The sequence below is a fragment of the Streptomyces tricolor genome (assembly GCF_002155905.1).
Taxonomy (GTDB): Bacteria; Actinomycetota; Actinomycetes; order Streptomycetales; family Streptomycetaceae; genus Streptomyces; species Streptomyces tricolor.
In genome coordinates this window covers 1-24570 of the sequence record NZ_MUMF01000197.1, presented here as the reverse complement: position 1 = coordinate 24570, position 24570 = coordinate 1, and the positions used below count along the sequence as shown (strand labels likewise).

Here is a 24570-nt window from a genome sequence, read left to right as displayed (position 1 = left end):
GTCACCGTCCACGTCGGCGACCGACATCTGGTGGTTGCCCTGGCCCGCGTAGGCACTGTTGCCGGAGTCGTTCGTGTCGAAGCGCCACCGTTCGGTGAGCCTGCCGTCCCGCCAGTCCCACGCGGTGATCACCGTCCGGGTGTAGTAGCCCCGCGCCATGATCACGGACGGCCGCCGGCCGTCGAGATAGGCGGTGGCGGCCAGGAAGCGGTCCACGCGGTTGCCGTAGGAGTCGCCCCACGAGGAGACGGTGCCGCGCGGCGGATCGTAGGCGACGCTCTGCAGCGCCGCGCCGCTCTGCCCGTTGAAGACGGTCAGATACTCCGGCCCGGACAGCACATAGCCGGAGGAGTTGCGGTGGTCGGCGCTCGCGTCGCCGATGACCTTGCCGGTGCCGTCGACCGCGCCGTCGGCGGTCTTCACGGCCACCTCTGCCGTGCCGTCGCCGTCGTAGTCGTAGACCTGGAACTGCGTGTAATGCGCGCCGGAACGGATGTTGCGTCCCAGGCCGACGCGCCACAGCCGGGTGCCGTCCAGCCTGATGCCGTCGAGGTAGGTGTCACCGGTGTAACCGGACTGGGAGTTGTCCTTGGCGTTGGTCGGCTGCCACTTCAGCACCAGGTCCAGTCGTCCGTCGCCGTCGAGATCACCGACGGAGGCGTCGTTCGCCTCGTAGGTGTACGACACCCCGTCCGGCGTGGTGCCGCCGGCCGGCGGGGTGAGGGGTACGTCCTTGTATCCGGCCCGGAACTGGATCGCGTGCTCGGACGGGGTCTGCTCGACACCGCCCACCACCGCGCGCACCGTGTAGTCCGCGGAGTCCGGGGCGCCGGCGTCGACGTAGTTGGTCGAGCCGGTGATCGGCGCGGAGTTGAGTTTGCCGCTGCCCCGGTAGACGTTGAACGCCACGTCGTTCGGATCGCCGGCCAGCCACCGCCACGACACCAGGTTCCCGCTGCTGGTGTGGACGCTGATCAGCCCCCGGTCGAGTCGCTCCACCTGCCGGGCGGTCGCGGCGTACGCCGGCTGCGGCAGCGCGCTCAGCACGGAGAACGCCAGCGCGACGGCCGCGGCGAGAGCACCGGCCGCCCGTCCACCGGGCCGTGGGGCGCCATGCCCCGAGGGAGGTGCCGTACGGGGACGCCGGTGCGAGTCGGTCATGATGACCTCCGGTGCGGGGGTGTGGGAACGCTCCCATGCGCTGCGAGGGTAGGAACGCCGCTGACACCTCGTCAAGGATTCTGTCGGAACCGATGTTCGACCCTGTTGACATCCGAGCCCGGTGGCGAACCGGACGCGGCAGACCGACCGCCTGCGGAGCCGGACTCCTGGCCATGGCCGAGACGGAAGGGGGCGTATCGTCCCGATGGATGGATGGATGGATGGACGGACGGACGGATCGGTAGGGGCATCGCGCGAGGCGAGCGCGTCCAGGAGGTGGTAGCGGCGTGAGCACCTTCGAGGCCCAGGCCATCGGCACCGCACGGCTGGACCTGCTGCCGCTGCGCGTCGAGCACGCCGAGGAGATGGCCACCGTGCTGTCCGATCCGGCCCTGCACAGCTTCATCGGCGGCACTCCGGACACCCCGCAGGCCCTGCGCTCGCGCTATCGCCGCATGACCGCAGGCTCGCCCGACCCGGCCGTGTCCTGGCTGAACTGGGTGATCCGGCTCCGTGACGAGTCCTGCCTGACGGGCACGGTCCAGGCGACGGTCGGCCCCTCCGGCCACGGCCCCCTCGCCGAGATCGCCTGGGTGGTGGGGACCCCGTGGCAGGGAAGGGGCATCGCCACCGAAGCGGCCCGGGGACTCGTCGCCTGGCTCGGCCGGCGGTCGGTGCACACCGTCGTCGCCCACATCCACCCCGGGCACCGGGCATCCGCCGCCGTCGCCACCGCCGCCGGGCTCACTCCCACCGACGCATGGCACGAAGGCGAGGTCCGCTGGCACCGGAACATCGGACAATGACGTCAACGCTCCAAGAATCTCGCTGTTGTTCTTGCGCCCCTGCTTGTCAACGTCCGCAGGCATATGTGCCGCGCACCAGCGACTTCCGCTCTGAACACCGCAAACCGCGGGCAACTCACTCCAGGGATCGCTTCGCAGCGAAGCGATCAGGCCGTGTGGGCCCCAGCCGGGCCTGACCGTCGGCCACCGAGCGAGAGGCGGAAATCATGAGCATGCCCCAGACCGGCAAGCTGCAACTGAGCTCCACCAACGCCGCAGTAGTGACGGGCGGGGACACGTCGACCTTCACCCAGGTCACCTTCCCCTCACCCTTCCCCGCCAACGCGGCGGTCATCGTCATCCCGTCCGTCCAGACGTTCAACGGCCCGGAAACCCCCGGCCTGCGCATCGCCGACGTCACCACCACCGGATTCAAGATGAGGCCCCGGGACCGCCTGAGCCCTCACCAGTCTCATGACTCCGGTCCGGGGAAGGGACACGGCGACCTTTCCCCGACCGCGCCGCACCCCTCATCGGCGCTGCGTACGTGCGGTGCATCCGGCGTGGCCGGTGCGGGCAGGTCGTCATGGCGGCACCCGACTTGTTCCTGAAGGTGAGTTGCCACCCCGTACCGGGGTGAAGGCACTTATCGGATGTATATGTGTGGCTGCTGTACTCCTGCCGTGCTCTCCTCGGAGAGGCGACAACCCGTCAGACGGCAAGGTGGGGACATGCTGATCGAGAAGGCTTTCATCAGCACACAGGACGTGCGGACGTCGGACCGGTTCGACTTCTGGCGTGAGCAGGTCTGCGAGACATATGTGCCGACCGAGATCGACAGTGACTGCACGGCGAACTTCGCGGCGTCACAGCGCATCCTGGCCCTGGGAGCCGTTCAGCTGTGGACGGTGGAGCACCCGCCGATGACCCTGCGACGGTCCCGGAGACTGATCCGGCGCTCCGATCCCGGGCTCTACCACCTCTCGCTCCCGCTGCGCGGCACCATGAGACTCACCAGGCCCGGCCACGAGGCGGAGTACGCACCACACGACCTGGTTCTCCACGACACCTCGCGACCTCACCTCATGCGGGCGATCACCGGCCACGGCCAGGACACGGTCCTCGGCACAGGGCTCTTCGTCCCCCGGGAACTGCTGCCGCTGCCGGAGAACGCCATCGACCGGCTGCTCATGCGACCGCTGCCGGGGCGTGACGGCGTCGGGGGGCTGCTCGCCCATGTCCTCACCCAGGTGGCGCGGGACTTCGGCTCCTACCGGCCCGATGACGGACCCCGCCTGGGAGTGGTCGTTCTCGACTTGCTCTCCGCACTGCTCGCCCACGCCCTGGAGGCACAGGACGCCCTCCCGTCGGAGACCCGCCGGCAGGCCCTCGTCCTTCGCATCCGTGCCTTCGTCCAGCAACACCTGTGCGACCCGCATCTGACCCCGCGCACCATCGCCGCAGCGCACCACATCTCCCTCAGCTACCTGCACCGTCTCTTCCAGGACGAAGAGGAGACGGTCGCGGCCTGGATCCGCCTCCAACGCCTGGAACGCGCGCGCCGCGACCTCGCCGACCCCGCCATGCGCACTGCCTCCATCCACGCCATCGGCGCCCGCTGGTGTTTTCCCCGCGCCTCCGACTTCACCCGCGCCTTCCGCACCGTGTACGGCGTCCCGCCCAGCGACTACCGTCACCAGCCTTGTGCACGACCGAGTAGACGCATCGCCAAGGCAGCTGTGGATTCCGTGCTGACGAAATCCGAGCCGCTGCCCCCTACGGTGGGAACCGCGCTGACACCTGCGGTGAAGATCAGAAGGGGGAACCATCGATGAAGAGGCTCAGGTTCATGACCGTCGCGGCCGTCGCGGCAGGAGTCGTTCTGGTAACCGCGACGGGGGCACACGCCGGAACGGACTCGCCCTTCGTCTTCACCAAGTCCGAGGTGAACGGGATTCCGGCCGGTCAGGGCGCGTTCTTCCACGACGGTGACAGGTTCTGGATCGAGGACACCGCCCGTGACGGTCGCTCGGCGGTTCTGGACATCAAGGTGTACAAGAGGGATGGGCGCCTCCACAGGCAATGGCAGCTCTGGAACAGCCGGGGCTTCGACTACGACCTCATCCGGCCCGACAACGTTCCGGAGGGGTACACCGTGTCCGTGCGCGCCTGCGTGGGTCACGCCTCGGACAAGTCGAACTTCTGGGGCTGCGGCAGCTGGGGGAAGGGCCGCGCGTGAAGCCGTCACCGAGGCGGTCCCTCGCGTGACGGTCGGGCCGGGGCCGGCGGATCGTCCGGGACGGCCAGCGGCAGGGTCCCCAGCCCCGCTGCTACGGTGCACCGATGTCAGTGATCAGGAAGTTCCAAGTCACCTTCGACTGCGCGGAACCCGAGCGCCTCGCCCGTTTCTGGTGCGAGGTGTTGGGGTACGTCGTACCGCCGCCGCCGGCGGGGTTCGCCACCTGGGACGATTTCAAGCGTTCGCAGCCGCCTGAGGAGCGGGATTCATGGTTCGCCTGCATCGATCCCTCGGGTGTGGGCCCGCGACTGTACTTCCAGCGCGTCCCCGAGGGGAAGGCCGCCAAGAACCGGGTGCACCTCGATGTGCGAGTCGGCACCGGACTCGTGGGGGAAGAACGCCTCGCCGCACTCGAGGCCGAATGTGCGCGGCTGATCCCGCTCGGCGCGGTGCACGTGCAGACGCTGTACGACGGCAATGACGCGTGCATTCCGATGCTCGACATCGAGGGCAACGAGTTCTGCATCGACTGAGACGAGGGGGCCGGCGCCCCGGCAGCCGCGCCGCCGGAAGGACGCCGTGCCGATGTGTCCGCCGGCCGGACGCCGGCCCCCCGGTACCGATGGCCCCGCCTCAGCAGCCGGGGCGGGTGCTCTCCGCCGGTTTCAGGGCGTTGAGCACCAGGCGCGCGGCGACGGGGTCGTAGCTGATGTCGATGTGGTCGCTGGTGTTGGTGAGGCAGTACGTCTGCATGGTCCGGTTGCTGATGTTGGCCGCCGGGCCGAGGTAGGACGAGGTGAACGGCGTGACCACCTGGTCGTGGACGGTGGTGATGACGGTGTAGTCGACGTCCGGGGACACGCGGTCGTCCGAGTTGAGGTCCTTCAGGAAGTCGGAGCCCACCACCTGCTGTTCGCAGGAGGCGCAGGAGACGCCGAGGAGCGCGTCGGCGCCCGGTATCGCGCGTGCCATGAGGCCCATCCCGGAGAACGTGGTGCCGTGGTTGGGCGGGGTCAGCGCGACGAGCTTGTCCACCTTGGCCGCACCCCCGAGTCTGTCGACGTACCAGCGCGGCATCGTCCCGCCCTGGGAGTGGCCCACCAGATCCACCCGGGCCGCGCCGCTCGCGGCACGCACCCGGTCCACGAAGGAGGCGAGCTGCCCGGCGGAGGTGACGATGTCGCCCGTCGCCTTCAGCACAGCGGCGTCCGGGGCGCCGTAGTTGAGCGCGTAGACGCAGTACCCGGCCCGCTTCAGCCGGGGGGCCAGTGCGGCCCAGTTGGCGTAGCGGTTCTCGAAGGTGCCGTGCACCAGGACCACCGGATTCGGATGGGCCGCGTCGGGACGGCAGGACCAGTCGTTCGCGCCCGCGGGCACCGCCGTGGGGTGGGTGAGGGAATAGCGGAACGCGGAGGAGAAATCGCTCTGTTCGGGGCCCTGGGGCTCGGTGACGGCCGAGGCCGCGACGGCGCTCGGGGCGGCCGCGGCGGCCGTGCGGGCGGGGGCCGGGTCCGGTGCGGCCTCGGCGTGACCGCGGGCCAGGGAGGCCAGGCCCAGGCCGAGGGTCACCGCGAGGCCCGTGGCCCCCGCGGTCAGCCCGCGACGGCGCCGTGCGCGCCGGCGGTCACGCGGGCGGAGGGGCGTGTTCCCGTTGCCGTTCATGCTGGATCTCCTTGTCCCCAGGGCGCCGGGCCGGCCCGCGGTACGGCGGTGCCCACGGGAGTTACCGGCGCGTAGCATCGGGTTCACGCTGGAGTCCGGGCCGTGCCCGGCACCAGCGATGCGGCCCTGACCGGGGAAAAGATGTCATTCGCATGACACTTCTGCGTGACGGCGACGCAACACCGGGACACCGCCGGGCACGCTGGCGGGCGTGGAAAGGAGGCGATGCCCATGCAGATGCCGGACGAGGTGTTCACCCGCCGCCCCTGGCACGACCTTCCGCCGGCGCTCGCCGGGGTGCTGCGGCCCCGGACGGACTCCATCGCCGCGGAGATGATCGACGTCATCCGGGACGAGGTGCCCGACTACCGCCGGCCGCTCGACTCCGCGTTCGGACGGGACCTGGCCGCTTCCGTACGCCGGGCGATCGGGCAGTTCGTGGAGCTGACCGCCGAACCGCACAGCCGGCAGGAGCACCACGTGCGGCACTTCCGCACCCTGGGCCGGCTGGAGTTCCGCAACGGGCGCACCACCGACGCGCTCCAGGCCGCCTTCCGGGTGGGCGCGCGCGTCGGCGCCCGGCTGTACGCCGAGACCGCGCGGTCCGCCTCATTGCCGCTGGAGGTGGTGATGCCGCTGCACGAGGCGGTGCTGACCCACATCGACGTCCTGTCGAACGAGTCGGTGAAGGGCTACGCCGCCGCCCGGGCCATGGCGGAGGGCGGACTCCAGCGCAGTCGGCGGACCCTGGCCGCATGCCTGCTGGACCAGCAGCGCGCCGCGCACCGGGACCTGGTGCGCGGCCTCGCCGAGCAGGCGCGCTGGCCCCTGCCGGACACGGTCGCGTGCCTGCTCGTACGGCAGGGCGCCGGCGGCGGGCGGCCGACCGGGCTGGGGCAGGAGCGCGGCGCGGACATCCTCACCGTGACCCACGGTGCCGATCTGGTGCTGATCGTCCCGGACCCGGAGCGCGACGGCACGGTGGAACGGCTGCGCACGGCCGTACGCGGGCGGACGGCGGCGCTGGGGCCTTCGGTGCCGCCGGGGGACGCGTGGGTGTCGCTGCACTGCGCCCGCCTGATGCTGACCGGGCGCACCGGCACCCCGCACCAGGAGGGGACGGCCGGCGGCGCCTTCGTCAGGGCGGGCGACGGACTGGCCGAGGCGCACCTGCGCCACGGCATCCACATCGGGCGGCTGCTCGGCGACCGGGTGCTCGGCGTCCTGCGGGAACTCCCGCCGGGGCGGGCCGCACGGCTCGCGGAGACGCTCGACGCGCTGCTGATGTCGTGGAGCCGTACGGCTCCCGAGGTGGCACGGGCGCTGGACATCCACCCGCAGACGGCACGCAAGCGGCTGCGCCGGCTGGAGGAGCTGTTCGGGGACCGGCTGAGCGACCCCGCGTTCCGCTTCGAGGCCCTGCTGGCGCTGCGCACGCGGGCCCTGACCACGCGGGCACCCCAGGCTTGACCGGTGTCACGGGCGGGCAGGAGCGCCCCATGACTGTCCTCCCCCAGGAGATCCGCGAACGGATCGAAGCGCCGGAGATCTGGTACGTCGCCACGGTGGACGCCGACGGGGCGCCGCACGTCAGCCCGATGTGGGTCGGGCTCGACGGCGACCTGCTCTTCTTCAACACCGCGGTTGGCCGCGTCAAGGAGCGCAATCTCCGCCGTGATCCGCGCGTGTGCCTGTCCCACGCGGACCGCGCCGACCCGTACGACCGGGTCCAGATCCGCGGCCGGGCGGTCCGGTTCGTCGAGGGACCGGAAGCCGACCGGAACATGGACCGGCTGGCCGCGGCCTACGTCGGCACCGAGCGGTTCGAGTGGGGGATCCCGGGTGAACGACGGGTCGTCGTGTACGTGGAGCCGGCGAAGGTACGGCACGTGGTCGGTGTCGAACCCATGCCGCCCGGCACACCCGGCGCGGTGTGAGGCTCACCGCCTCACCGGGAGCGGGCCGGTGAGGCGGTGAGGCCGGCGGGCGTCAGGCGGAGCCGGGTGCCGTGACGCAGCCGATCGAACCGGCGGGGACGTTGTTGCCGGTCGAGGTGGCGGTGAAGCCGAAGGTGACGCTGCCGTCGGCGGGCACGACCCGGTTGTGGTCCACGTTGCGGACCGTCACCGTGCCGTCGGCGGCCGTGGACGGCGTGCCGTTCCACACGCTGCCGATCTTCGTGCCCGCTCCGGGCCGCCAGGCCACGGCCCAGCCGTCGAGCGGCTCCGTGCCGTGGTTCATGACCTCCACGGAGCCCTGGAAGCCGCCGTCCCAGGAGTTCACCACGGAGTAGGTGGCCATGCAGGAACCGGTGTGCGGATCCGAGGGTGCCGGCGTGGGCGTGGGCGTGGGCGTCGGTGTGCCGGTGGAGCCGCGGATGCCCGTGACCTCGCCGTGGCCGCCGTCGAAGACGATGTCGGAGCAGGAGAAGAAGTTCTCCTGGCTGTCCGAACGGACCCACTGGATGAACAGCAGGGCGTCACCGGACCGGCCGGAGGGGAGCTTCATGTCCCAGTAGTAGTGGCCGCCGTCGGTGCCCGGCGACCCCTGCTGCGGCGGATTGGTGACCGTCTGGATCAGTTCGAGGTCGGCCCAGCGCAGCGCCGACGTCGGTGACCAGCCCTGCTTGGTGACGTAGACCCGGAAGTCCCCCGGGTGCGCCGCCCAGTTGCTGTACTGCGCCTTGATCGTCGCCCCGCTGGTCAGATGGGTCCGCGGCCAGTCCGAACGCGCCGCGTTGTAGCCGCGGAAGTCGTACGGGGACCGGTCGCCCGCGCTGCACAGCGTGCCGTCCGGGACATAACCGGCGCCCCGGCCGCCCGCGTTGGAGTCGAGCACGGCGAACCAGTTGTACAGCGCCGAGGCACCGCTCTTGGCGAGCGCGTCCCGGCACGCCGGGTTGGTCGGGTCCAGCCCGCCGGTCGTCGTGCGCGCGTCCAGATAGCACAGGTAGGTGCGGGAGCCGGGCGTCATCGCCACCCCGTGCGCCTGTGCGCTGGTCTGGCCCAGCAGGGTGAGGGCGAGTGCCGCCAGCAGCGTCGACAAGGCCGCTGCCGCCGACACCAGTCTGTTGCGTCGAACCACGTTCTGCTCCTTTCGGTTCCTTCCGGTTTCTTTCGGATCTTTTCGGAACTCTTCGCATGGGATCAGGCGGGCGGCGCGCCCCAGGCAGGCGTCGTACCGAGGTACGCGGGGATCGCCCGGGCGTCGGTGTACGGCGTGGCGGTGCCGTGGCTGTGGTCGTCGGTCTCGTCGAAGTCCGACCGGTCGGCCTTGGCCGGCCGCAGCCGCAGCGCACCGGTGCTCCGGCCGGCGGCGAGGGCGCCGCTCGCGGAGCCGGCCTCCAGGCAGGCGTCGGCGCCCGCCACCGGCGTGCTCAGGGGCACGACCTTCAACCGCGCACCGGCACAGCCGACGGCCGCGTCGTCGCACCACGCGTTGTCGGTGGCTGAGGCGTCGTCGTTCTGGAAGACGTGCGCGACGGCGTCGATGTACTCGCTCTTGTAGCGGTCGAGACCGGCCTGGGTGAGCGGGAGTTCGCCGTCGGAGGCCAGCGCCGCACAGTCTCGTCCGGGCAGGTCGTAGACCACGAAGGTCGCGGTGATCGGCTGTCCGCGCTTCTTCTGGGCCAGTGCCGGGTCGAGGTGGTCGGCGAGGCTCTTGCGCCCCGCGTTGGCGTCGCAGCCGCCGAGGGCGGCGATCCGGTCCAGCCACACCGCGGTGGGATGGCCGCCCACCGTCCGCATCTTCGCCCTGAGCGTGGCGTCCGGCGTCCGGGCCACCGAGGTGCCGACGAGGTCGGTGCAGTCGGGGTTGACGTAGAACGAGGCGCCGGCGAAGGGGTTGTCGACGTGCGCCGGAGCGGCGGCTGCGGGCTGCGCGGTGAGCTGGCCGGCCAGCCCCAGGGCCAGGGTGGCGAGCGCCGCGCCCGTCGAGGCGGCCCGGCACCGCCGGCGCCCGGGTCTCGGCCATCGGGCCGGTTCCCGGCGGGCGGCGTGTGTCATGAGTCCTCCTCGTGTGCGCGGGTGGGTACGAGGTGGTGCTGCCGGGGGCGCTCAGCTGCCGGCGCAGTCGGGGGCCGGAGTCGCGGCGCTCCCCTCCGCGGTGAAACCGAACGACGTGGTCCCGCCGGGCGGCAGCAAGCCGTTGGCGGCGGTGTTGCGGACCGTGGCCCGGCCGCCGGCCGTGGTCAGCGACCCGTTCCACAGGTTCGTCACGCGGGTGCCGCCGAGGTCCCAGGTCACCGACCAGCCCGTCAGCGCGGCGGAGCCGGTGTTCTCGACGGTGACCTCCGCCTGGTGACCGCCCGGCCAGGACGCCACGGTGCGCAGCCGCGCGGTGCACGCCGCCGGCGTCGGCGTGGGCGTGGGGTCGGCGCCGGAGTACGTCAGCCCGTAGCCGTACCGGAAGAGCGGGTCCTTGCCGTCACCGTCGTTGACGGGCTCCTGGGCGGACGTCCGCGGCCAGCTCACCGGCAGCTTTCCGGTGGGGGCGTGGTCCCCGAACAGGACGTCGGCCACCCCGGCCCCTTCCGTGCCGGGCAGCCAGGCGGCCAGCAGCGCCTTCCAGTCGGGCAGCTGCGCGGAGACGTCCAGGGGACGGCCGGAGACGAGGACCACGACCACCGGCACCCCGCTCGCCTTCAGCCGGGCGAGCGTCTGGAGGTCCTCCTGGTCCAACCCGAGGCCGCCCGGCCGGTCGCCCCGGCCCTCGGCGTACGGGGTCTCGCCGACCACGGCGACAGCGGCGTGGTAGCCGGAGCCGATCCCGTTGCCGTACCGGTCGTAGGTGACCCGGGACGGGTCGGTGACGGCGGCCCGGATGCCCTGGAGGATGGTCGTGCCGTCGGTGACGGGACCGCTGCGGCCCTGCCAGCCGACGGTCCAGCCGCCGCTCTGGTTGCCGATGTCGTCGGCGGACTTGCCGGCGACGAACAGCCTGGCCGACTTCGGCAGGGGCAGCACGCCGCCGTCGTTCTTCAGCAGGACCTGCGAGGCGCGCACCGCCTGCCGGGCCAGCTCCCGGTGCGCGGCCGAGCCGACCGTGGCGGTGTACGAGCGGTCGGTCAACGGCCTTTCGAACAAGCCGAGCCGGAACTTCTGGGTGAGGATCCGCCGGTTGGCGTCGTCGATCCGGGACGGCGCGATCCGGCCCGCGGTGACCTCGCCGCGCAGCAGGGTGAGGAACTTCTTGTAGTCGTGCGGGACCATCACCATGTCGACGCCCGCGTTCACCGCCGTGGCGATCTCCGCGCCGGTGAAGCCGCTCTGCCCGTCGAGCTGGTCGACCGCGGCCCAGTCGGACACCACGAACCCGGTGAAGCCGAGTTCGCCCTTCAGCACGTCGGTCACCAGGTACGTGTTGGCATGGGACCGCACGCCGTTCCAGCTGCTGTACGACAGCATCACCGAGCCGACGCCGCGGCGCACCGCCTCCTTGAACGGCGGCAGGTGGACGGCGCGCAGGTCGGCCTCGGACAGCCTGGTGTCGCCCTGGTCGACACCGCCGGCGGTGCCGCCGTCGCCGAGGTAGTGCTTGGCGGTGGCGAGCACGGGCGCCGGACCCGCGCCCAGGGTGTCGCCCTGCAGCCCCGTGACGAACGTCGTGAGGGCGGAGGGCAGTTCGGGCGTCTCGCCGTACGACTCGTAGGTGCGGCCCCACCGGTCGTCGCGGGCCACGCACAGGCACGGCGCGAAGTCCCAGTCGATGCCGGTGCCCGACACCTCCTCGGCCACCGCCCGCCCGATCCGCTGGACGAGCGCGGGATCGCGGGTGGCGCCGAGGCCGATGTTGTGCGGGAAGAGGGTGGCCCCGCGCACCGCGTTGTGGCCGTGCACCGCGTCGATGCCGTAGATCACCGGGATGCCGAGCGGAGTGGCCAGGGCGGTGCGTTGCAGGGAGTCGTAGGTGTCGGCCCAGGTCTGGGCGTTGTTGGGGCTGACGGTCGAGTCGCCGCCGGACAGGACGGATCCGATGCGGTAGGCGGCGAGGTCGCTCTGCGGGACGAGGGCGTCCTTCTCGATCTGCGTCATCTGGCCGAGCTTGTCGTCCAGCGTCATCCGCGACAGCAGGTCGGTGACGCGGTCGGGCACGGGTAAGGACGCGTCCTGGTAGGGGAGGACCGCGGCCGGGGCGGTGACGGGTTCCGGTGCGGCGGCGGCCGGCGCGGTGAGGGCCGCGGGCTCGGGCGCGGGCGACGGGGCGGCGCCGGGGACGCCCTTGACGGTGCCGTCGGGACCGAGGAAGGCCGGGTCGCCGCCGGGGACCATGCCGAGTTCCCGGGCGCGGCGCTGGAGGGCGTCGGGGGCCGAGTAGGCGTCGATGTCCCGCTGGAGGGCCTGCTCCTGGTCGGTGAGGTTCTTCGTCTGCTTCTGCAGGTCGGCGAGTTTGAACGAGCCTTCGCTGAGCGCGGAGTTCAGCACCAGCAGCCCGATGAGGCCGCCGCCGAGAAGCACGACGACGAGCAGGACGAACGGGGTACGGGCCGCCTGGGCGCGGCCCGCCGGCAGGAGCCGGGCGAGCCGGGCGGCCCTCCCCTTCAGCTCGGGTTTCCTGCTCACTGCTCCCCCGGTGCGTGGGAGCAGCCGCTGCCGCGGTGCGCGCGGGAAACCCTCCGACCCGTCTCGCTCACTCGACGTCCTCCCTGATGCGCTCCGCGCCCCGCAGCCTGGCCGGCGCGGCCCGGCGGTTCTCCGCGATCTCTTCCTCGGTGGGAAGTTCGGCACCACGGGTGAGCAGCTTGAGCCGCGGCTGGTAGCGCTCGGGCACGACGGGCAGCCCGGGCGGCGCGGTGGAGGCGGCCCCGGCCGCGAACACCTGCTTGACGAGCCGGTCCTCGAGCGAGTGGTACGACAGCACGGCGATCCGCCCGCCGACGTCCAGCGCCTTCACGGCGGCCGGGATCGCCCGCTCCAGGACGGACAGTTCGCCGTTGACCTCGATGCGCAGCGCCTGGAAGGTGCGCTTGGCCGGATTGCCGCCGGTGCGCTTGGCGGCCTGCGGCAGCGCGTCCCGGATGAGTTCCACGAGCCGCGCGCTGTTGCTGAACGGCTCCTTCTCCCGCTCCCGGACGATCGCGGCGACGATCCGCTTGGCCTGCTTCTCCTCGCCGTACGCGCGCAGGATGCGCACCAGTTCGCCGGCCGGGTAGGTGTTGAGGACCTCGGCGGCGCTGATGCCGGTCGTCTGGTCCATGCGCATGTCCAGCGGCGCGTCCTGCGCGTAGGCGAAGCCGCGGTCGGCCTCGTCCAGCTGCATGGAGGAGACCCCGAGGTCGAACAGCACGCCCTGCACGCGCGCGATGCCGAGCCGGTGCAGGACCTCGGGCAGCTCGTCGTACACGGCGTGCACGAGGGTGGCGCGGTCCCCGTACGGGGCCAGCCGCTCGCCGGACAGGCGCAGCGCCTCCTTGTCCCGGTCGAGGCCGATCAGCCGCGCGTCGGGGAACCGGCCGAGCAGAGCCTCGCTGTGCCCGCCGAGGCCGAGGGTGCAGTCGACGACCACCGCTCCGGGGCGCTCCAGGGCGGGCGCCAGCAGGTCCAGGCACCGCTGGAGCATCACCGGGACGTGTCGACTCTGGCTCAAGGGGGCCTCTCAGTTCCGGCGGGCCGTACGCACCGTCGGTCCCCCGAGCCGTACGTACGCGCCGCGCGCGCGGGGAGACGGGTCCGGGCACGCGCCGGGGTCTCCGGGGGTTTCGTCAGCGGGAAGAGACTCGTCTCCCGCTTTCGCGTCACTTTAGTCCACGCTGTCCCATGGTCAATCAACCGGCCTGCGCGTCGTGCGCCGCGACACAGGGGGAACCGCGATTCGCGCCGATCCACCCGTTCGGCCCGGCTTTGCCCCCCTGTGGGTTAGCTCACAACACGCCGCGATGACGCTCTTTGTCCCCTCTCACCCCTCTCTCACAACAGGCCGGGACGCAGGGTGACCAGTAACGTCGTCGGCATGACGACTTCCGCAGCAGTGCCCGCGGGTCCCGAGGGCGCCATACGGGCCGGCGGCACCGTGACCGACCGCCTCGTGGACGCCAACCGGCGGTACGCCGAGGCCTTCACGGACCCCGGCATGGACGCCCGTCCCGTGCTCCGCGTCGCGGTCGTCGCCTGCATGGACGCACGCCTCGACCTGCACCAGGCCCTCGGGCTGGAGCTCGGCGACTGCCACACCATCCGCAACGCGGGCGGCGTGGTCACCGACGACGTCATCCGGTCCCTGACCATCAGCCAGCGCAAGCTGGGCACCCGCAGCATCGTGCTGATCCACCACACCGGCTGCGGTCTGGAGTCCCTCACCGAGGACTTCCGCACCGAGCTGGAGATGGAGGTCGGCCAGCGGCCCGCCTGGGCGGTGGAGTCCTTCCGGGACGTGGACCAGGACGTGCGCCAGTCCATGCAGCGGGTGCGCACCTCGCCCTTCCTGCTGCACACCGACGACGTCCGGGGCTTCGTGTTCGACGTGCGCACCGGTCTGCTGCGCGAGGTCGACCCTGCCTGACCGGGCAGGCACCGGGCCCGCCCGGGACGTACCGGCCGGCCGCCCCGCGTCCCGCCGTCCCGTGTCGAAAACATGGTCGAAAAGCCGTAAGGCCGACATCGCGCGGGCAGTTGTCCACAGGCGAGTGACACGAATCGGTAACGGCAGCAAGAATGCGGGGTGTGATGTCACGCGGAACCATGTCCGCGTGGTGTCCGTGTTTCGGGGTGGGCCGGTTTCGCGCGGAGAGCGTCGGCCCGGAAAGAACGGGCCGAGGAGGGCCGGGTGACGACCTATGACGATCGAGCGAGCCTCACTGATCTGACCGCCACGGTGGAGCGGGTACGCGGTTCGGTGGAAGGCGTGATCGAGGGCAAGCCCGAGGTCGTACGGCTCGCGCTGACCGTGCTGCTCGCCGAGGGCCACCTGCTGATCGAGGACGTCCCCGGAGTGGGCAAGACGATGCTCGCCAAGGCGCTCGCGCGGTCCATCGACTGCTCCGTGCGGCGCATCCAGTTCACCCCGGACCTGCTGCCCTCGGACATCACCGGCGTGTCCATCTGGGACCAGCAGCGCCGGGACTTCGAGTTCAAGCCGGGCGCCATCTTCGCGCAGATCGTGATCGGCGACGAGATCAACCGCGCCTCGCCCAAGACCCAGTCCGCGCTGCTGGAGTCCATGGAGGAGCGGCAGGTCACCATCGACGGGCAGACGTACGAACTGCCCAGCCCCTTCATGGTCGTGGCCACTCAGAACCCGGTCGAGATGGAGGGCACCTACCCGCTGCCCGAGGCCCAGCGCGACCGCTTCATGGCCCGGGTCTCCGTCGGCTACCCGAGCGTGGAGGCCGAGCTGCAGATGCTCGACATCCACGGCGGCGTCAGCCCGCTGGAGGACCTCCAGCCGGTGGCGCACGCGCACGAGATCGTGAAGCTGGTCGAGGCGGTCCGCGGGGTGCACGTCTCCGAGCCGGTCCGGCGGTACGCGGTGGAGCTGGTCGCCGCCACCCGCACCCACCCCGACCTCCGGCTCGGCGCCTCCCCGCGCGCGACGCTGCACCTGCTGCGCGCGGCCAAGGCGTCCGCGGCCCTGGCCGGCCGGGAGTACGCGCTGCCGGACGACGTCCAGGCCCTCGCCGTCGCCGTCCTCGCCCACCGCCTGCTGCCCACCGCCCAGGCCCAGCTCAACCGCCGCACCGCCGAGCAGGTGGTGCTGGAGATCCTTCAGCACACACCGGTGCCCGCGACCCCGGGCCGGCCGAACGGCTTCGGCGGCCTGGGCCGGAACGTCCCGGCCTACCCCCAGCAGCCGCCGCGGAGTCTGTGATGAGTTCCGGGGGGACCGCGCCGGCCGAGGAGGACCGCGGCGAGACCAGCGGGGTCCGTACGGCCCTGGCGGGTCTCACCACCCGGGGCCGCTCCTTCCTCGCGGCCGGGATCGCCGCCGCGGTCTGCTCGTTCGTGCTGGGTCTGAACGAGCTGCTGCGGGTCGGGCTGCTGCTCGCCGTGCTGCCCCTGATCTGCGCGACCGTGCTGTACCGCACCCGCTACCGGGTGGCCGCGAGCCGCCGTCTCGCGCCCGCGCGCGTACCGGCGGGCGGCGAGGCCCGGGTGCACCTGCGCATGGACAACGTCTCCCGGCTGCCCACCGGTCTGCTGATGCTCCAGGACCGGGTGCCCTACGTCCTCGGGCCGCGGCCCCGGTTCGTGCTGGACCGGGTGGAGCCGGGGGGCCGCCGCGAGGTGTCCTACCGGGTCCGCTCGGACCTGCGGGGCCGCTATCCGCTGGGCCCGCTGCAACTGCGGCTGACGGACCCCTTCGGCATGTGCGAGCTGACCCGCTCCTTCGCGACGTACGACACCCTGACGGTGATACCGCGCGTCGAGCCGCTGGCCCCGGTCCGCTTCGGCGGCGAGGCGCAGGGGTACGGCGACGGGCGGCAGCGCTCGCTGGCCCTCGCGGGCGAGGACGACGTGATCCCGCGCGGGTACCGCTACGGCGACGACCTGCGCCGGGTGCACTGGCGGTCCACCGCCCGCTACGGCGAGCTGATGGTGCGCCGCGAGGAGCAGCCCCGGCGCTCCCGCTGCACGGTGCTCCTGGACACCCGCGGCGGCGCCTACGAGGGCGCGGGCCCGGACGCGGCCTTCGAGTGGGCCGTCTCCGGCGCCGCCTCGGTGCTGGTGCACATGCTGGAGCGCGGCTTCTCGGTCCGGCTGCTGGCCGACACCGGCAGCGCGGTGCCCGGCGAGGGCGGCGACGGGTTCGCGGGCGCCGGCCAGGAGACGGCGGACGCGGCCGGGCTGATGATGGACACCCTCGCGGTGATCGACCACTCCGACGGCACCGGGCTGTCCCGGGCGTACGACGTGCTGCGCGGCGGCAACGAGGGGCTGCTGATCGCCTTCCTCGGCGACCTGGACGAGGAGCAGGCGACGACGGTCGCCAAGATGAGCCGGCGCAGCGGCGGCGCCGTCGCCTTCGTGCTGGACCCGGACACCTGGACGCGGGAGGCGACCGACGTGCCCCGCCCGGGCGACCGGCACGCGGAGCGGCTGCGGATGCTGCGCGAGGCGGGCTGGACGGCACTGAGCGTGCCGCGCGGCGCCTCGCTGGACGAACTGTGGCGGCAGGCGGACCGGGAGCGCTCCGGCCTGGCCGCCGTGACCGGGGAGGCACGGGGATGAGCGGACGGGCACGACTGGCGCTGTGCGCGGCGGCGGCCACGCTGATGGCCTCCTGCGCGCTGCTGCCCTTGGTCGCCGAGCCGACCTGGCTGCTGCAGCTGGTGCCGCTGGTGGCCGTGCAGACCGGGGTGGGCGCGGCGGCCCGGCGGGTGCCGCTGGGCCGGACGCTGACCGTGGCGGCGCAGGCCCTGGTCACCGTGCTGCTGCTGACCCTGGTCTTCGCCCGGCAGCACGCGGTCGTCGGGCTGGTCCCCGGTCCGGACACCTTCCGGTACCTGGCCGAGCTGCTCCAGCAGGGCGCGGACGACGTCAGCCGGTACGCGATACCGGCGCCGGTCACCGACGGCATCAAGCTGATGCTGATCGGCGGCGTGCTGGTCATCGGGCTGCTGGTGGACACGCTGGCGGTGACCTTCCGCAGCGCGGCCCCGGCCGGGCTGCCGCTGCTCGCGCTGTACTCGGTGGCCGCGGGGCTGTCCGACGGCGGCGCCGACTGGCTGTGGTTCCTGCTGGCGGCGGCCGGCTATCTGATGCTGCTGCTCGCGGAGGGCCGGGACCGGCTCGCCCAGTGGGGGCGGGTCTTCGGCGGGGCGCCCCGCGCGCCGGGCGCCCCGGAGACGGGCGCGGTGGCGCCGGTGCGCACCGGCCGGCGGATCGGCGCGGTCGCGCTCGGCGTGGCCCTGATGGTGCCGCTCGCGCTGCCCGCGATGCACGGCGGCCTGCTGGACCCCGCCGGCACCGGCGTGGGGTCGGGAAGCGGCGGCGGAGGCACGATCTCGGCGGTCAACCCGCTGGTGTCGCTGCGCGACAACCTGAACACGAACGACGACCGCCAGGTGCTGACCCTGCGGACCGACACGAACGACATCTCCGGCCTGTACCTGCGGATCGTCTCCCTGGACGAGTTCGACGGCACCACCTGGACGCCGGCGCAGCGGCACATCGTCCCCGTGCCGGGCAAGCTGCCCGCGCCCGCCGGCCTGGGCCAGGACATCAAGCGCGGCGAGGTGCGCACGACCGTCCGGGCGGCGGACTGGTACGCGCAGAACTGGCTGCCGATGCCCTACCCGCCGAGCCGGGTGCAGGTCGACGGCCGGTGGCGGTACGAGCCCGTCGGGATGACCGTCGTCGGCGACCGCGGCCAGACCACCCGCGGCCAGACCTACCAGGTGACCAGCCTGGACGTGGCGCCGACCGCACGGCAGCTGGCCGCCGCGCCGCAGCCGCCGGCCGCGTTGCAGAGCGAGTACACCAAGGTGCCGTCCTCGCTGCCGAAGGTGGTGGCCCGCACCGCCGAGGAGATCACCGCGGGCGCGCGCAACCACTACGAGGAAGCGGTCAAGCTCCAGGACTGGTTCGCCGTCACCGGGGGCTTCCAGTACGACACCTCGGTGAAGGTGGGCCGCGGCGCCGGCGCCATAGCGAACTTCCTGGAGAAGAAGGAGGGCTTCTGCGTCCACTTCTCCTTCGCGATGGCCGCGATGGCCCGCACCCTCGGCATCCCGGCCCGGGTCGCGGTGGGCTTCGCGCCCGGCACCCCGCAGGCCGACGGCACGATCGCGGTGAACCAGAAGGACGCGCACGCCTGGCCCGAGCTGTACTTCGAGGGCGTGGGCTGGACCCGCTTCGAGCCGACCCCGACCCGCGGCACCACGCCGCCGTACACCCAGTCGGACACGCCCGGCAGCTCGCTGCCGGAGGAGGCGCTGCCGTCCAGGGGCGCGTCCTCGGCGCCCTCGGCGTCGGCCTCGCCGAGCGAGAGCTGCGCCGGTGAGCTGCGCCGGCTGCAGGGCTGCGGCAGCCCGTCCGCGGCGGCGGTCCCGCACCGCGACGGCGGGGGCACGGACTGGTGGGGCTGGCTGCTGATCGGGCTGGGCGCGCTGGTGGTCCTGGCGGTTCCGCTGTCGCCGCTGCTGTGGCGGCGGCGGGTGCGCGCGCGGCGGCTGGGCGGGCACGCCCGGACCCCGCAGGGCGCGGCGGCGCACACCCTGGCGGCCTGGGAGGAGCTGACGGACAGCGCCTGGGACCACGGGATCGCGCCGGACGAGTCGCTGACCCCGCGGCGGGCCGCCGACCGGATCGTGCGGCTGGGGCAGCTCGATCCGGCCGCCGGCGGCGCCGTGCACCGGCTGGCGGACGCGGTGGAGCAGGTGCTGTACGCGCCCCGGCCGCGTCCGGCGGCGGGAGCGGCGCAGGACGTGCGCCGGGCGGTCGAGGGGCTGCGGGCCCGGGTGGGCGCCGGGACACGGCTGCGGGCGCTGTTCCTGCCCCGCTCGTCGGTCCGGGTGCTGTGGGCGGTGTCGGCCCGCTGGTCGGCGCTGCGGACCCGGGCCGCGGCGGCCCGGCCGGCGCTGCGCCGGCCGTCCGGGCAGCGGGGCTGAGCGCACGCGTGAGGGGCGGCCACCGGATGGTGGCCGCCCCTCACGTATGTCTGCCGTGGGCCTGGTCCGCCGGGCCGCGCGGGAGGCGCGGTGCGGTCAGTGGCCCTGTTCGTCCCGGCGGCGCTGCCAGCGCTGCTCGATCCGGTCCATCACGGAGCGCTTCGGACGCGCCTGACGGCGCGCTCCGGCCGGTGGCTGCTCGCCCGGTTTCGGGGCCTTGCGCCAGCCGGTCACGGCGAGCACCGCACAGCCCAGCATGACGAGGAAACCCACCACGCTGACCCAGATCAGCTGCGCGACCATTCCGGCCATGAGGAGCGCGATACCCGCGAGGAAGCCCGCGACCGCCTGGTAGACCCGCCGCCGGGTGTACGTCCGCAGCCCGTTTCCCTCAAGCGCCGACGCGAACTTCGGGTCTTCGGCGTACAGCGCTCGCTCCATCTGCTCAAGCATTCGCTGCTCGTGCTCAGAGAGCGGCACGGAGTCCTCCTCATCGTGCAGTCGCCGGGGGCGACCCGGGGGGTCCCTTCAGGATAGGCAGGGAATCGCCCCCGTGAAACCCGCCCCTCTACGCCAATTGGCCAACCGGAATCCGTCATGGCCGTCCCGGCTCGCTGAGGCTTCCATTCCCCGGCGGCCGACCCGTCATGCCGAGCGGTGTACCTCGATCATACGGCGCAAACCCCTCGATCGGGGGTCTTGTGGCGTACTCCATCTGCGGCCGAGGCGCTGATCAGCGGCTCGTCCCGGTGGTACGCCCGGGCCCCGGTGCGCGCTCAGGCCCCGGCGGCACCAGCTGTCTCACCGAGCACGTGCAGCTGGGTGGCGACGGAGTGGAAAGCGGGCAGTTCGGCCGCCGCGGCCTCCAGCTTCAGCAGGGCCTCGGACGCACCGGGCTCGGTGTCCACCAGGACGCCGGGCACGAGGTCGGCGAAGACCCGCACGCCGTGCACCGCGCCGACCCGCAGGCCGGCGCCCTCGACGAGCGCGGTGAGCTGCTCGGCGGTGAAGCGGCGGGGCATCGGGTCGCCGGGGCCCCAGCGGCCGTCGGGGTCCTGGAGCGCCTGCCGGGCCTCGGTGAAGTGGCCGGCGAGGGCGCGGGCGAGCACGGCTCCGCCGAGGCCGGCGGCGAGCAGGCTGAGGACGCCTTCGGCACGCAGCGCGGCGACCGCGTTGCGGATGCCCTCGGCCGGGTCGTCCACGTACTCCAGCACGCCGTGGCACAGCACGGCGTCGTAGCTGCCCCGCTCGACCACGTCGAACAGGCCGTGCGCGTCGCCCTGGACGCCCCTGACCCGGTCGGCGACGCCGGCCTCGGCGGCGCGGCGCTCCAGCGCGAACAGCGCGTTGGGGCTGGGGTCGACCACGGTGACCCGGTGGCCGAGGCGGGCGACGGGCACGGCGAAGTTGCCGCTGCCGCCGCCGGTGTCGAGAACGTCCAGCGAGTCCCGGCCCGTGGCCTTGACCCGGCGGTCGAGGGCGTCCTGCAGGACTTCCCAGACCACGGCGGTACGGAGTGAGGCGCGGGGGCGCGTCGGGTCCGACACGGTAGATGACTCCTCGGCAGGCGGTCTTCAGGCGTACTCCACCCTATTGCCTCCGCGCCGTGCCTGGTCACCGCGGCGGTGCGCGGCCTCGGGCGTCTCGCCCGGCGGACGGTCCGCGGTCAGCCCGCGCCCGGGAGGCCACCTCCTGTCCCCGGGCCGCCGGCCCCGTCGGCCGTGTCCTGGCGGGGCTGGGGCAGGACCGGCTGGAGGACGAGCATCCGCTCCACGATGCGCAGGAACATCGCCACGTCGCGTATCAGGTCGTCGGCGTCCCGCTGCCCGGCCGCGCCCTGGATGCCGGCCTCGGCACGGGCGCGGCGGGCGGCGCCGGAGGCGAACAGCGCGCTCCACTCGGTCAGTTCAGGGGCGATCTCGGGCAGCACCTCCCAGGCGCTGCGGATCCGGGCCCGGCGGCGCGGGTTGGTCTCGGGCCGGCCCCGGGCGGCGAGGACGGCGGCGGCGGTGCGCAGGGCGGCCAGGTGGGCCGTCGCGTAGCGCTCGTTCGGTGTGTCCAGGACAGTGGCCTCCTCCAGTCCGGCCCGGGCCTGGGCGAGCAGGTCGAGGGCGGCGGGCGGGGCCGTGGCCCGGCGGAGCACGGGGTGCACGTCGCTCGCCGGGCCGGTCAGTGAGGGGGCAGGGCCGGTGGCGCGGCGCCGGCGGGCGGCGGCTGCGGACGAGTGGGCCATGACGAACCTCCTGTCGTCTGGTGACGGCATGAATGCCGTATGTGCCCATCGTGAGGTATGCCACTGACAATCCGTTCTGACCTGGGCCTTTGCCTCGCTCGTGGGTTCGGGCGTATTTTTGCACTGACCAGTCAGTTCAAATATGTCGAGCAGGGGGGCCGGTGGACGGCACGGGCGGAGCGGGCGCCACGGTCGGTGCGGACGTCAGGACCGAGGGCCTGGGGCTCAAGGGGCCCCGGGGGTGGGCCTTCCGCGGTGTCACCGTGGACGCGGAGCCCGGCTCGCTGATCGCGATCGAGGGACCGTCCGGCTCCGGCCGCACGTGTCTGCTGCTCGCGCTCACGGGACGGATGAAGCCCACCGAAGGAGTGGCCACCGTCGGCGGGTTCAAACTCCCCCGGCAGATGGCGGCCCTGCGCCGGGTCAGCGCGGTGGCCAACGTGACCGGCGTGACCGACCTGGAGCCGGCCCTCACCGTCGGCGAGCACCTGCGTGAACGGGCCCTGTTGCAGCGCCGGTTCGGCGACTCCCTGCGCGAGCTGCTGCGGCCCCGCGCGCAGCGCGTGCACGAGGCGCGGCTGCGGGTCGACGCGGCCCTGTCCGCCGCCGGACTCGACCTGGAGACGCTCCCGAAGGGCTCCCGGACGGCCGTGCGCGACCTGGAACGGCCGCAGGAACTGCGGCTGTCCCTCGCGCTGGCCCTGCTCGGCCGGCCCCGGCTGCTCGGGGTGGACGACATCGACATGAAGCTCTCGGACGCCGAACGCGCCGAGGCGTGGGACCTGCTGCGGTCCCTCACGCGCGCGGGGACCACGGTCGTGGCCGTGTGCCGCACCGCTCCCGAGGACTGCGTCACCGTGCCGACCGAGCCGGAGAATCCCGAGCCCGAGCCCGGGAAGCCCGCACCCGGAAAGCCCGAGCCGAAGAAGGAGGAAGCCGGCGATGCGCTCACCGAGGCTGGCCGCGCTTGAGCTGAGGCGCTTCGGGCGCGGCAGGCTGCCGCGCGCCGCCCTGGTCGCGCTGCTCGTGCTGCCCCTGCTGTACGGCGCCCTGTACCTGTGGTCCTTCTGGGACCCGTACGGCCGTCTGGACCGCATCCCGGTGGCGCTCGTGAACGACGACAAGGGCGCCACGGCGGGCGGGAAGAGGATCACCGCCGGGGACGACATCGTCGACGGACTGCGCGACAGCCGGACCTTCGAGTGGCACGAGGTGAGCGACGAGGAGGCCCGCGCGGGCGTCGAGGACGGCACCTACTACCTGTCGCTGACCATGCCGGCCGACTTCAGCAGCCGTATCGCGTCCAGCTCGGGCGACTCGCCCGAGACCGGCGCCCTGCGGGTGCGCACCAACGACGCGAACAACTACATCGTCGGCCAGATCTCCCGCACCGTCTTCAACGAGGTGCGCTCGGCCGCGTCCACGAAGGCCTCCCGGACCTTCCTGGACAAGATCTTCGTGTCCTTCTCGGACATCCACGACAAGACCGTCACGGCGGCCCGGGGTGCCGACAAGCTGAACAGCGGCCTCGGGAAGGCGGAGAAGGGCTCCAAGGACCTCGCGGACGGGCTGAAGGACGCCAAGGGCGGCAGCGGCAAGCTGGCCAAGGGCCTGAAGAAGCTCGACACCGGCTCCGCCGACCTGAAGAAGGGCTCGCGGCAAGTCGCCGACGGCACCCAGGCGCTCGCCGACAAGGTCAACGACGTCCACGCCAAGGCCGGCCCGTTCCTGAGGACCAACGAGAAGACCATCGGGGACACGGCCCGGCTGGTCTCCCACTCGGCCAAGGCGGTCAAGGACAACCTCGAGGTACTGGTGAAGCTCGCGCCGGGCGCCGCCAAGACCGCCCACGCCTCCTCCGCCGTCCTGGACGAGGTCTACAGGGCGCGCTGCGAGACCCCGGCCCTCCCCGACCCGGCCTGCCCGGACCTGAAGCGGGCCAAGAAGGCCGCCGCCTCGGTCGCCACCATCGCCGACGACCTCAACACGCTCATCGCCGACCAGAACGGCGACCTGAAGACGATGCGGGCGAACCTCGGCACGCTCCAGAAGCAGGCCGACGCCCTCGCCGAGCGCGCCCCGCACCTCTCCGAGGACGTCGAGGACGCCGTCAAGAAGATCAACAAGCTGAACACCGGGGCGCACCAGGTCGCCGCCGGTGCCGAGAAGCTGCACACCGGACTCGGTACCGCCCGCACCGGCGCGGCCAGGCTGGACAAGGGGATCGGCACCGCCAAGTCGGGCGCCGAGACCCTGAACGGCGGCCTGTACAAGCTCTCGGACGGCTCGGGGAAGCTGGCCGGCGGGCTGCACTCCGGCGCGAAGAAGATTCCGGACTACGACAAGCAGGACCGCGACCGGCGCACCGGCGTGATGGCCGACCCGGTCCAGCTGGCCTCCCACGACCTGCACAAGGCGCCGAACTACGGCACCGGGTTCGCCCCCTACTTCATCCCGCTGTCCCTGTGGGTCGGCGCGATGGTGGCCTACATGCTGATACCGCCGCTGAACCGGCGGGCCCTCGCGGCCGGCGCCTCCGCCTGGCGGATCGCGCTCGCCGGCTGGCTGCCGGTGGTCGCCGTGGGCGTGCTCCAGGTGGGCGCGCTGATGGCCGTACTGCACTGGGCGGTCGGTCTGCAGATGCTGCGCGCGGCCGGCACGATCGGCTTCCTGTGCCTGGTCACGGCCTGTTTCGCGGCGATCGTGCAGTGGCTGAACGCCCGCTTCGGGGCGGCCGGCCGGATCCTGGTGCTCGCGCTGCTGATGCTCCAGCTGACCTCGGCCGGCGGCACCTACCCCGTGCAGACCAGCCCCGGCTTCTTCAACGCGATCCACCCGTACCTGCCGATGAGCCACATCGTGGAGGCGCTGCGCCGGCTGATCACGGGCGGCGGGCTCGGCCCGGTGTGGCAGGCGTGCGGGGTGCTGGCCGCCTTCACCGCGGGCG

22 protein-coding genes are annotated in these 24570 nt (G+C 72.8%); 13 read left to right on the top strand and 9 right to left on the bottom strand.

What is annotated here, in order from left to right; genetic code table 11:
* The coding region (locus tag CCN44_RS15260; RefSeq protein ID WP_208639778.1) for a rhamnogalacturonan lyase family protein at positions 1-1161 on the bottom strand (1161 nt) is incomplete at its 3' end.
* A gap of 287 nt (positions 1162-1448) precedes the next feature.
* Between CCN44_RS15260 and CCN44_RS15255 the strand changes: the two genes are divergently transcribed.
* The 5 genes from CCN44_RS15255 to CCN44_RS15235 all read left to right on the top strand — a co-directional run bounded on the left by CCN44_RS15255 (position 1449) and on the right by CCN44_RS15235 (position 4718).
* Positions 1449-1967: a GNAT family N-acetyltransferase gene (locus CCN44_RS15255; RefSeq protein WP_059256098.1), complete on the top strand. Its 519-nt coding sequence runs from the start codon at positions 1449-1451 to the stop codon at positions 1965-1967.
* Positions 1968-2173: 206 nt separating this feature from the next.
* The gene (locus CCN44_RS46200) at positions 2174-2557 is read left to right on the top strand and encodes a hypothetical protein (RefSeq protein ID WP_223284126.1); all 384 of its coding nucleotides are present in this window, start codon (positions 2174-2176) and stop codon (positions 2555-2557) included.
* Between the two features lie 120 nt (positions 2558-2677).
* On the top strand, positions 2678-3781 hold the full coding sequence (locus tag CCN44_RS15245) for an AraC-like ligand-binding domain-containing protein (RefSeq protein WP_086697937.1): 1104 nt from the start codon (positions 2678-2680) through the stop codon (positions 3779-3781).
* A 14-nt stretch (positions 3782-3795) separates the two neighbouring features.
* Positions 3796-4185 (top strand): hypothetical protein, encoded by a 390-nt coding sequence (locus CCN44_RS15240; protein ID WP_143649767.1) that lies wholly within the window; start codon positions 3796-3798, stop codon positions 4183-4185.
* Between the two features lie 104 nt (positions 4186-4289).
* Positions 4290-4718, top strand: coding sequence for a VOC family protein (locus tag CCN44_RS15235; protein WP_059256108.1), 429 nt, complete (start codon positions 4290-4292; stop codon positions 4716-4718).
* A gap of 100 nt (positions 4719-4818) precedes the next feature.
* Here the strand turns inward: CCN44_RS15235 and CCN44_RS15230 are convergent, their stop codons facing one another.
* Positions 4819-5847, bottom strand: coding sequence for an esterase/lipase family protein (locus CCN44_RS15230; RefSeq protein WP_086697936.1), 1029 nt, complete (start codon positions 5845-5847; stop codon positions 4819-4821).
* Between the two features lie 225 nt (positions 5848-6072).
* On the opposite strand from CCN44_RS15230, the gene CCN44_RS15225 reads away from it, so the two are divergent.
* Complete coding sequence (locus CCN44_RS15225; RefSeq protein WP_086697935.1) at positions 6073-7317, top strand: helix-turn-helix domain-containing protein; 1245 nt, start codon at positions 6073-6075, stop codon at positions 7315-7317.
* A gap of 29 nt (positions 7318-7346) precedes the next feature.
* Positions 7347-7784 (top strand): PPOX class F420-dependent oxidoreductase, encoded by a 438-nt coding sequence (locus tag CCN44_RS15220; protein ID WP_059256114.1) that lies wholly within the window; start codon positions 7347-7349, stop codon positions 7782-7784.
* Between the two features lie 52 nt (positions 7785-7836).
* Here the strand turns inward: CCN44_RS15220 and CCN44_RS15215 are convergent, their stop codons facing one another.
* From CCN44_RS15215 to rsmH, 4 genes are all read right to left on the bottom strand, one after another.
* Positions 7837-8931, bottom strand: coding sequence for a lytic polysaccharide monooxygenase (locus CCN44_RS15215; RefSeq protein ID WP_086697934.1), 1095 nt, complete (start codon positions 8929-8931; stop codon positions 7837-7839).
* A 62-nt stretch (positions 8932-8993) separates the two neighbouring features.
* On the bottom strand, positions 8994-9851 hold the full coding sequence (locus CCN44_RS15210; protein WP_086697933.1) for a glycoside hydrolase family 6 protein: 858 nt from the start codon (positions 9849-9851) through the stop codon (positions 8994-8996).
* A 51-nt stretch (positions 9852-9902) separates the two neighbouring features.
* Positions 9903-12407, bottom strand: a complete 2505-nt coding sequence (gene ftsL / locus CCN44_RS15205; protein ID WP_244203921.1) for a cell division protein FtsL — start codon at positions 12405-12407, stop codon at positions 9903-9905.
* A 67-nt stretch (positions 12408-12474) separates the two neighbouring features.
* Complete coding sequence (rsmH, locus tag CCN44_RS15200; RefSeq protein ID WP_079080927.1) at positions 12475-13431, bottom strand: 16S rRNA (cytosine(1402)-N(4))-methyltransferase RsmH; 957 nt, start codon at positions 13429-13431, stop codon at positions 12475-12477.
* 363 nt (positions 13432-13794) lie between these two features.
* On the opposite strand from rsmH, the gene CCN44_RS15195 reads away from it, so the two are divergent.
* The 4 genes from CCN44_RS15195 to CCN44_RS15180 all read left to right on the top strand — a co-directional run bounded on the left by CCN44_RS15195 (position 13795) and on the right by CCN44_RS15180 (position 19390).
* Positions 13795-14343, top strand: coding sequence for a beta-class carbonic anhydrase (locus tag CCN44_RS15195; RefSeq protein WP_059248835.1), 549 nt, complete (start codon positions 13795-13797; stop codon positions 14341-14343).
* 264 nt (positions 14344-14607) lie between these two features.
* Positions 14608-15648 carry an AAA family ATPase gene (locus CCN44_RS15190; RefSeq protein WP_059248836.1) on the top strand — a complete coding sequence of 347 codons (1041 nt, stop codon included), beginning with the start codon at positions 14608-14610 and terminating at the stop codon, positions 15646-15648.
* Entirely contained in the window at positions 15648-17009 is a 1362-nt protein-coding gene (locus tag CCN44_RS15185) for a DUF58 domain-containing protein (protein WP_059248837.1), read from the top strand. Before CCN44_RS15190 ends, CCN44_RS15185 begins: the two co-directional genes overlap by 1 nt.
* Positions 17006-19390, top strand: a complete 2385-nt coding sequence (locus CCN44_RS15180; protein WP_059248838.1) for a transglutaminase TgpA family protein — start codon at positions 17006-17008, stop codon at positions 19388-19390. Before CCN44_RS15185 ends, CCN44_RS15180 begins: the two co-directional genes overlap by 4 nt.
* 96 nt (positions 19391-19486) lie before the next feature.
* Here CCN44_RS15180 and CCN44_RS15175 read toward each other — a convergent pair whose 3' ends face one another.
* The 3 genes from CCN44_RS15175 to CCN44_RS15165 form a co-directional block, all read right to left on the bottom strand.
* Entirely contained in the window at positions 19487-19870 is a 384-nt protein-coding gene (locus CCN44_RS15175; RefSeq protein WP_059248839.1) for a DUF3040 domain-containing protein, read from the bottom strand.
* A 296-nt stretch (positions 19871-20166) separates the two neighbouring features.
* A complete protein-coding gene (locus tag CCN44_RS15170) occupies positions 20167-20937 on the bottom strand; it encodes a methyltransferase (protein ID WP_086697932.1) in 771 nt (256 codons plus the stop codon).
* Positions 20938-21056: 119 nt separating this feature from the next.
* Entirely contained in the window at positions 21057-21623 is a 567-nt protein-coding gene (locus CCN44_RS15165; protein WP_086697931.1) for an SAV_6107 family HEPN domain-containing protein, read from the bottom strand.
* 161 nt (positions 21624-21784) lie between these two features.
* Here CCN44_RS15165 and CCN44_RS15160 point away from each other — a divergent pair, with 161 nt between their 5' ends.
* The gene (locus CCN44_RS15160; RefSeq protein WP_059248842.1) at positions 21785-22594 is read left to right on the top strand and encodes an ATP-binding cassette domain-containing protein; all 810 of its coding nucleotides are present in this window, start codon (positions 21785-21787) and stop codon (positions 22592-22594) included.
* Positions 22566-24570, top strand: a 2005-nt coding sequence (locus CCN44_RS15155; RefSeq protein ID WP_086697930.1) for a YhgE/Pip family protein, incomplete at its 3' end; no start/stop codon positions are given. The genes CCN44_RS15160 and CCN44_RS15155, both read left to right, overlap by 29 nt.

What these genes read in the sequence shown, in the direction of transcription:
- CCN44_RS46200 (WP_223284126.1), top strand. Translation starts at nt 2,174, where the DNA reads ATGAGCATGCCCCAGACCGGCAAGCTGCAACTGAGCTCCACCAACGCC.
- CCN44_RS15245 (WP_086697937.1), top strand. Translation starts at nt 2,678, where the DNA reads ATGCTGATCGAGAAGGCTTTCATCAGCACACAGGACGTGCGGACGTCG.
- CCN44_RS15240 (WP_143649767.1), top strand. Translation starts at nt 3,796, where the DNA reads ATGACCGTCGCGGCCGTCGCGGCAGGAGTCGTTCTGGTAACCGCGACG.
- CCN44_RS15235 (WP_059256108.1), top strand. Translation starts at nt 4,290, where the DNA reads ATGTCAGTGATCAGGAAGTTCCAAGTCACCTTCGACTGCGCGGAACCC.
- CCN44_RS15230 (WP_086697936.1), bottom strand. Translation starts at nt 5,847, where the DNA reads ATGAACGGCAACGGGAACACGCCCCTCCGCCCGCGTGACCGCCGGCGC.
- CCN44_RS15225 (WP_086697935.1), top strand. Translation starts at nt 6,073, where the DNA reads ATGCCCATGCAGATGCCGGACGAGGTGTTCACCCGCCGCCCCTGGCAC.
- CCN44_RS15220 (WP_059256114.1), top strand. Translation starts at nt 7,347, where the DNA reads ATGACTGTCCTCCCCCAGGAGATCCGCGAACGGATCGAAGCGCCGGAG.
- CCN44_RS15210 (WP_086697933.1), bottom strand. Translation starts at nt 9,851, where the DNA reads ATGACACACGCCGCCCGCCGGGAACCGGCCCGATGGCCGAGACCCGGG.
- CCN44_RS15195 (WP_059248835.1), top strand. Translation starts at nt 13,795, where the DNA reads ATGACGACTTCCGCAGCAGTGCCCGCGGGTCCCGAGGGCGCCATACGG.
- CCN44_RS15185 (WP_059248837.1), top strand. Translation starts at nt 15,648, where the DNA reads ATGAGTTCCGGGGGGACCGCGCCGGCCGAGGAGGACCGCGGCGAGACC.
- CCN44_RS15180 (WP_059248838.1), top strand. Translation starts at nt 17,006, where the DNA reads ATGAGCGGACGGGCACGACTGGCGCTGTGCGCGGCGGCGGCCACGCTG.
- CCN44_RS15165 (WP_086697931.1), bottom strand. Translation starts at nt 21,623, where the DNA reads ATGGCCCACTCGTCCGCAGCCGCCGCCCGCCGGCGCCGCGCCACCGGC.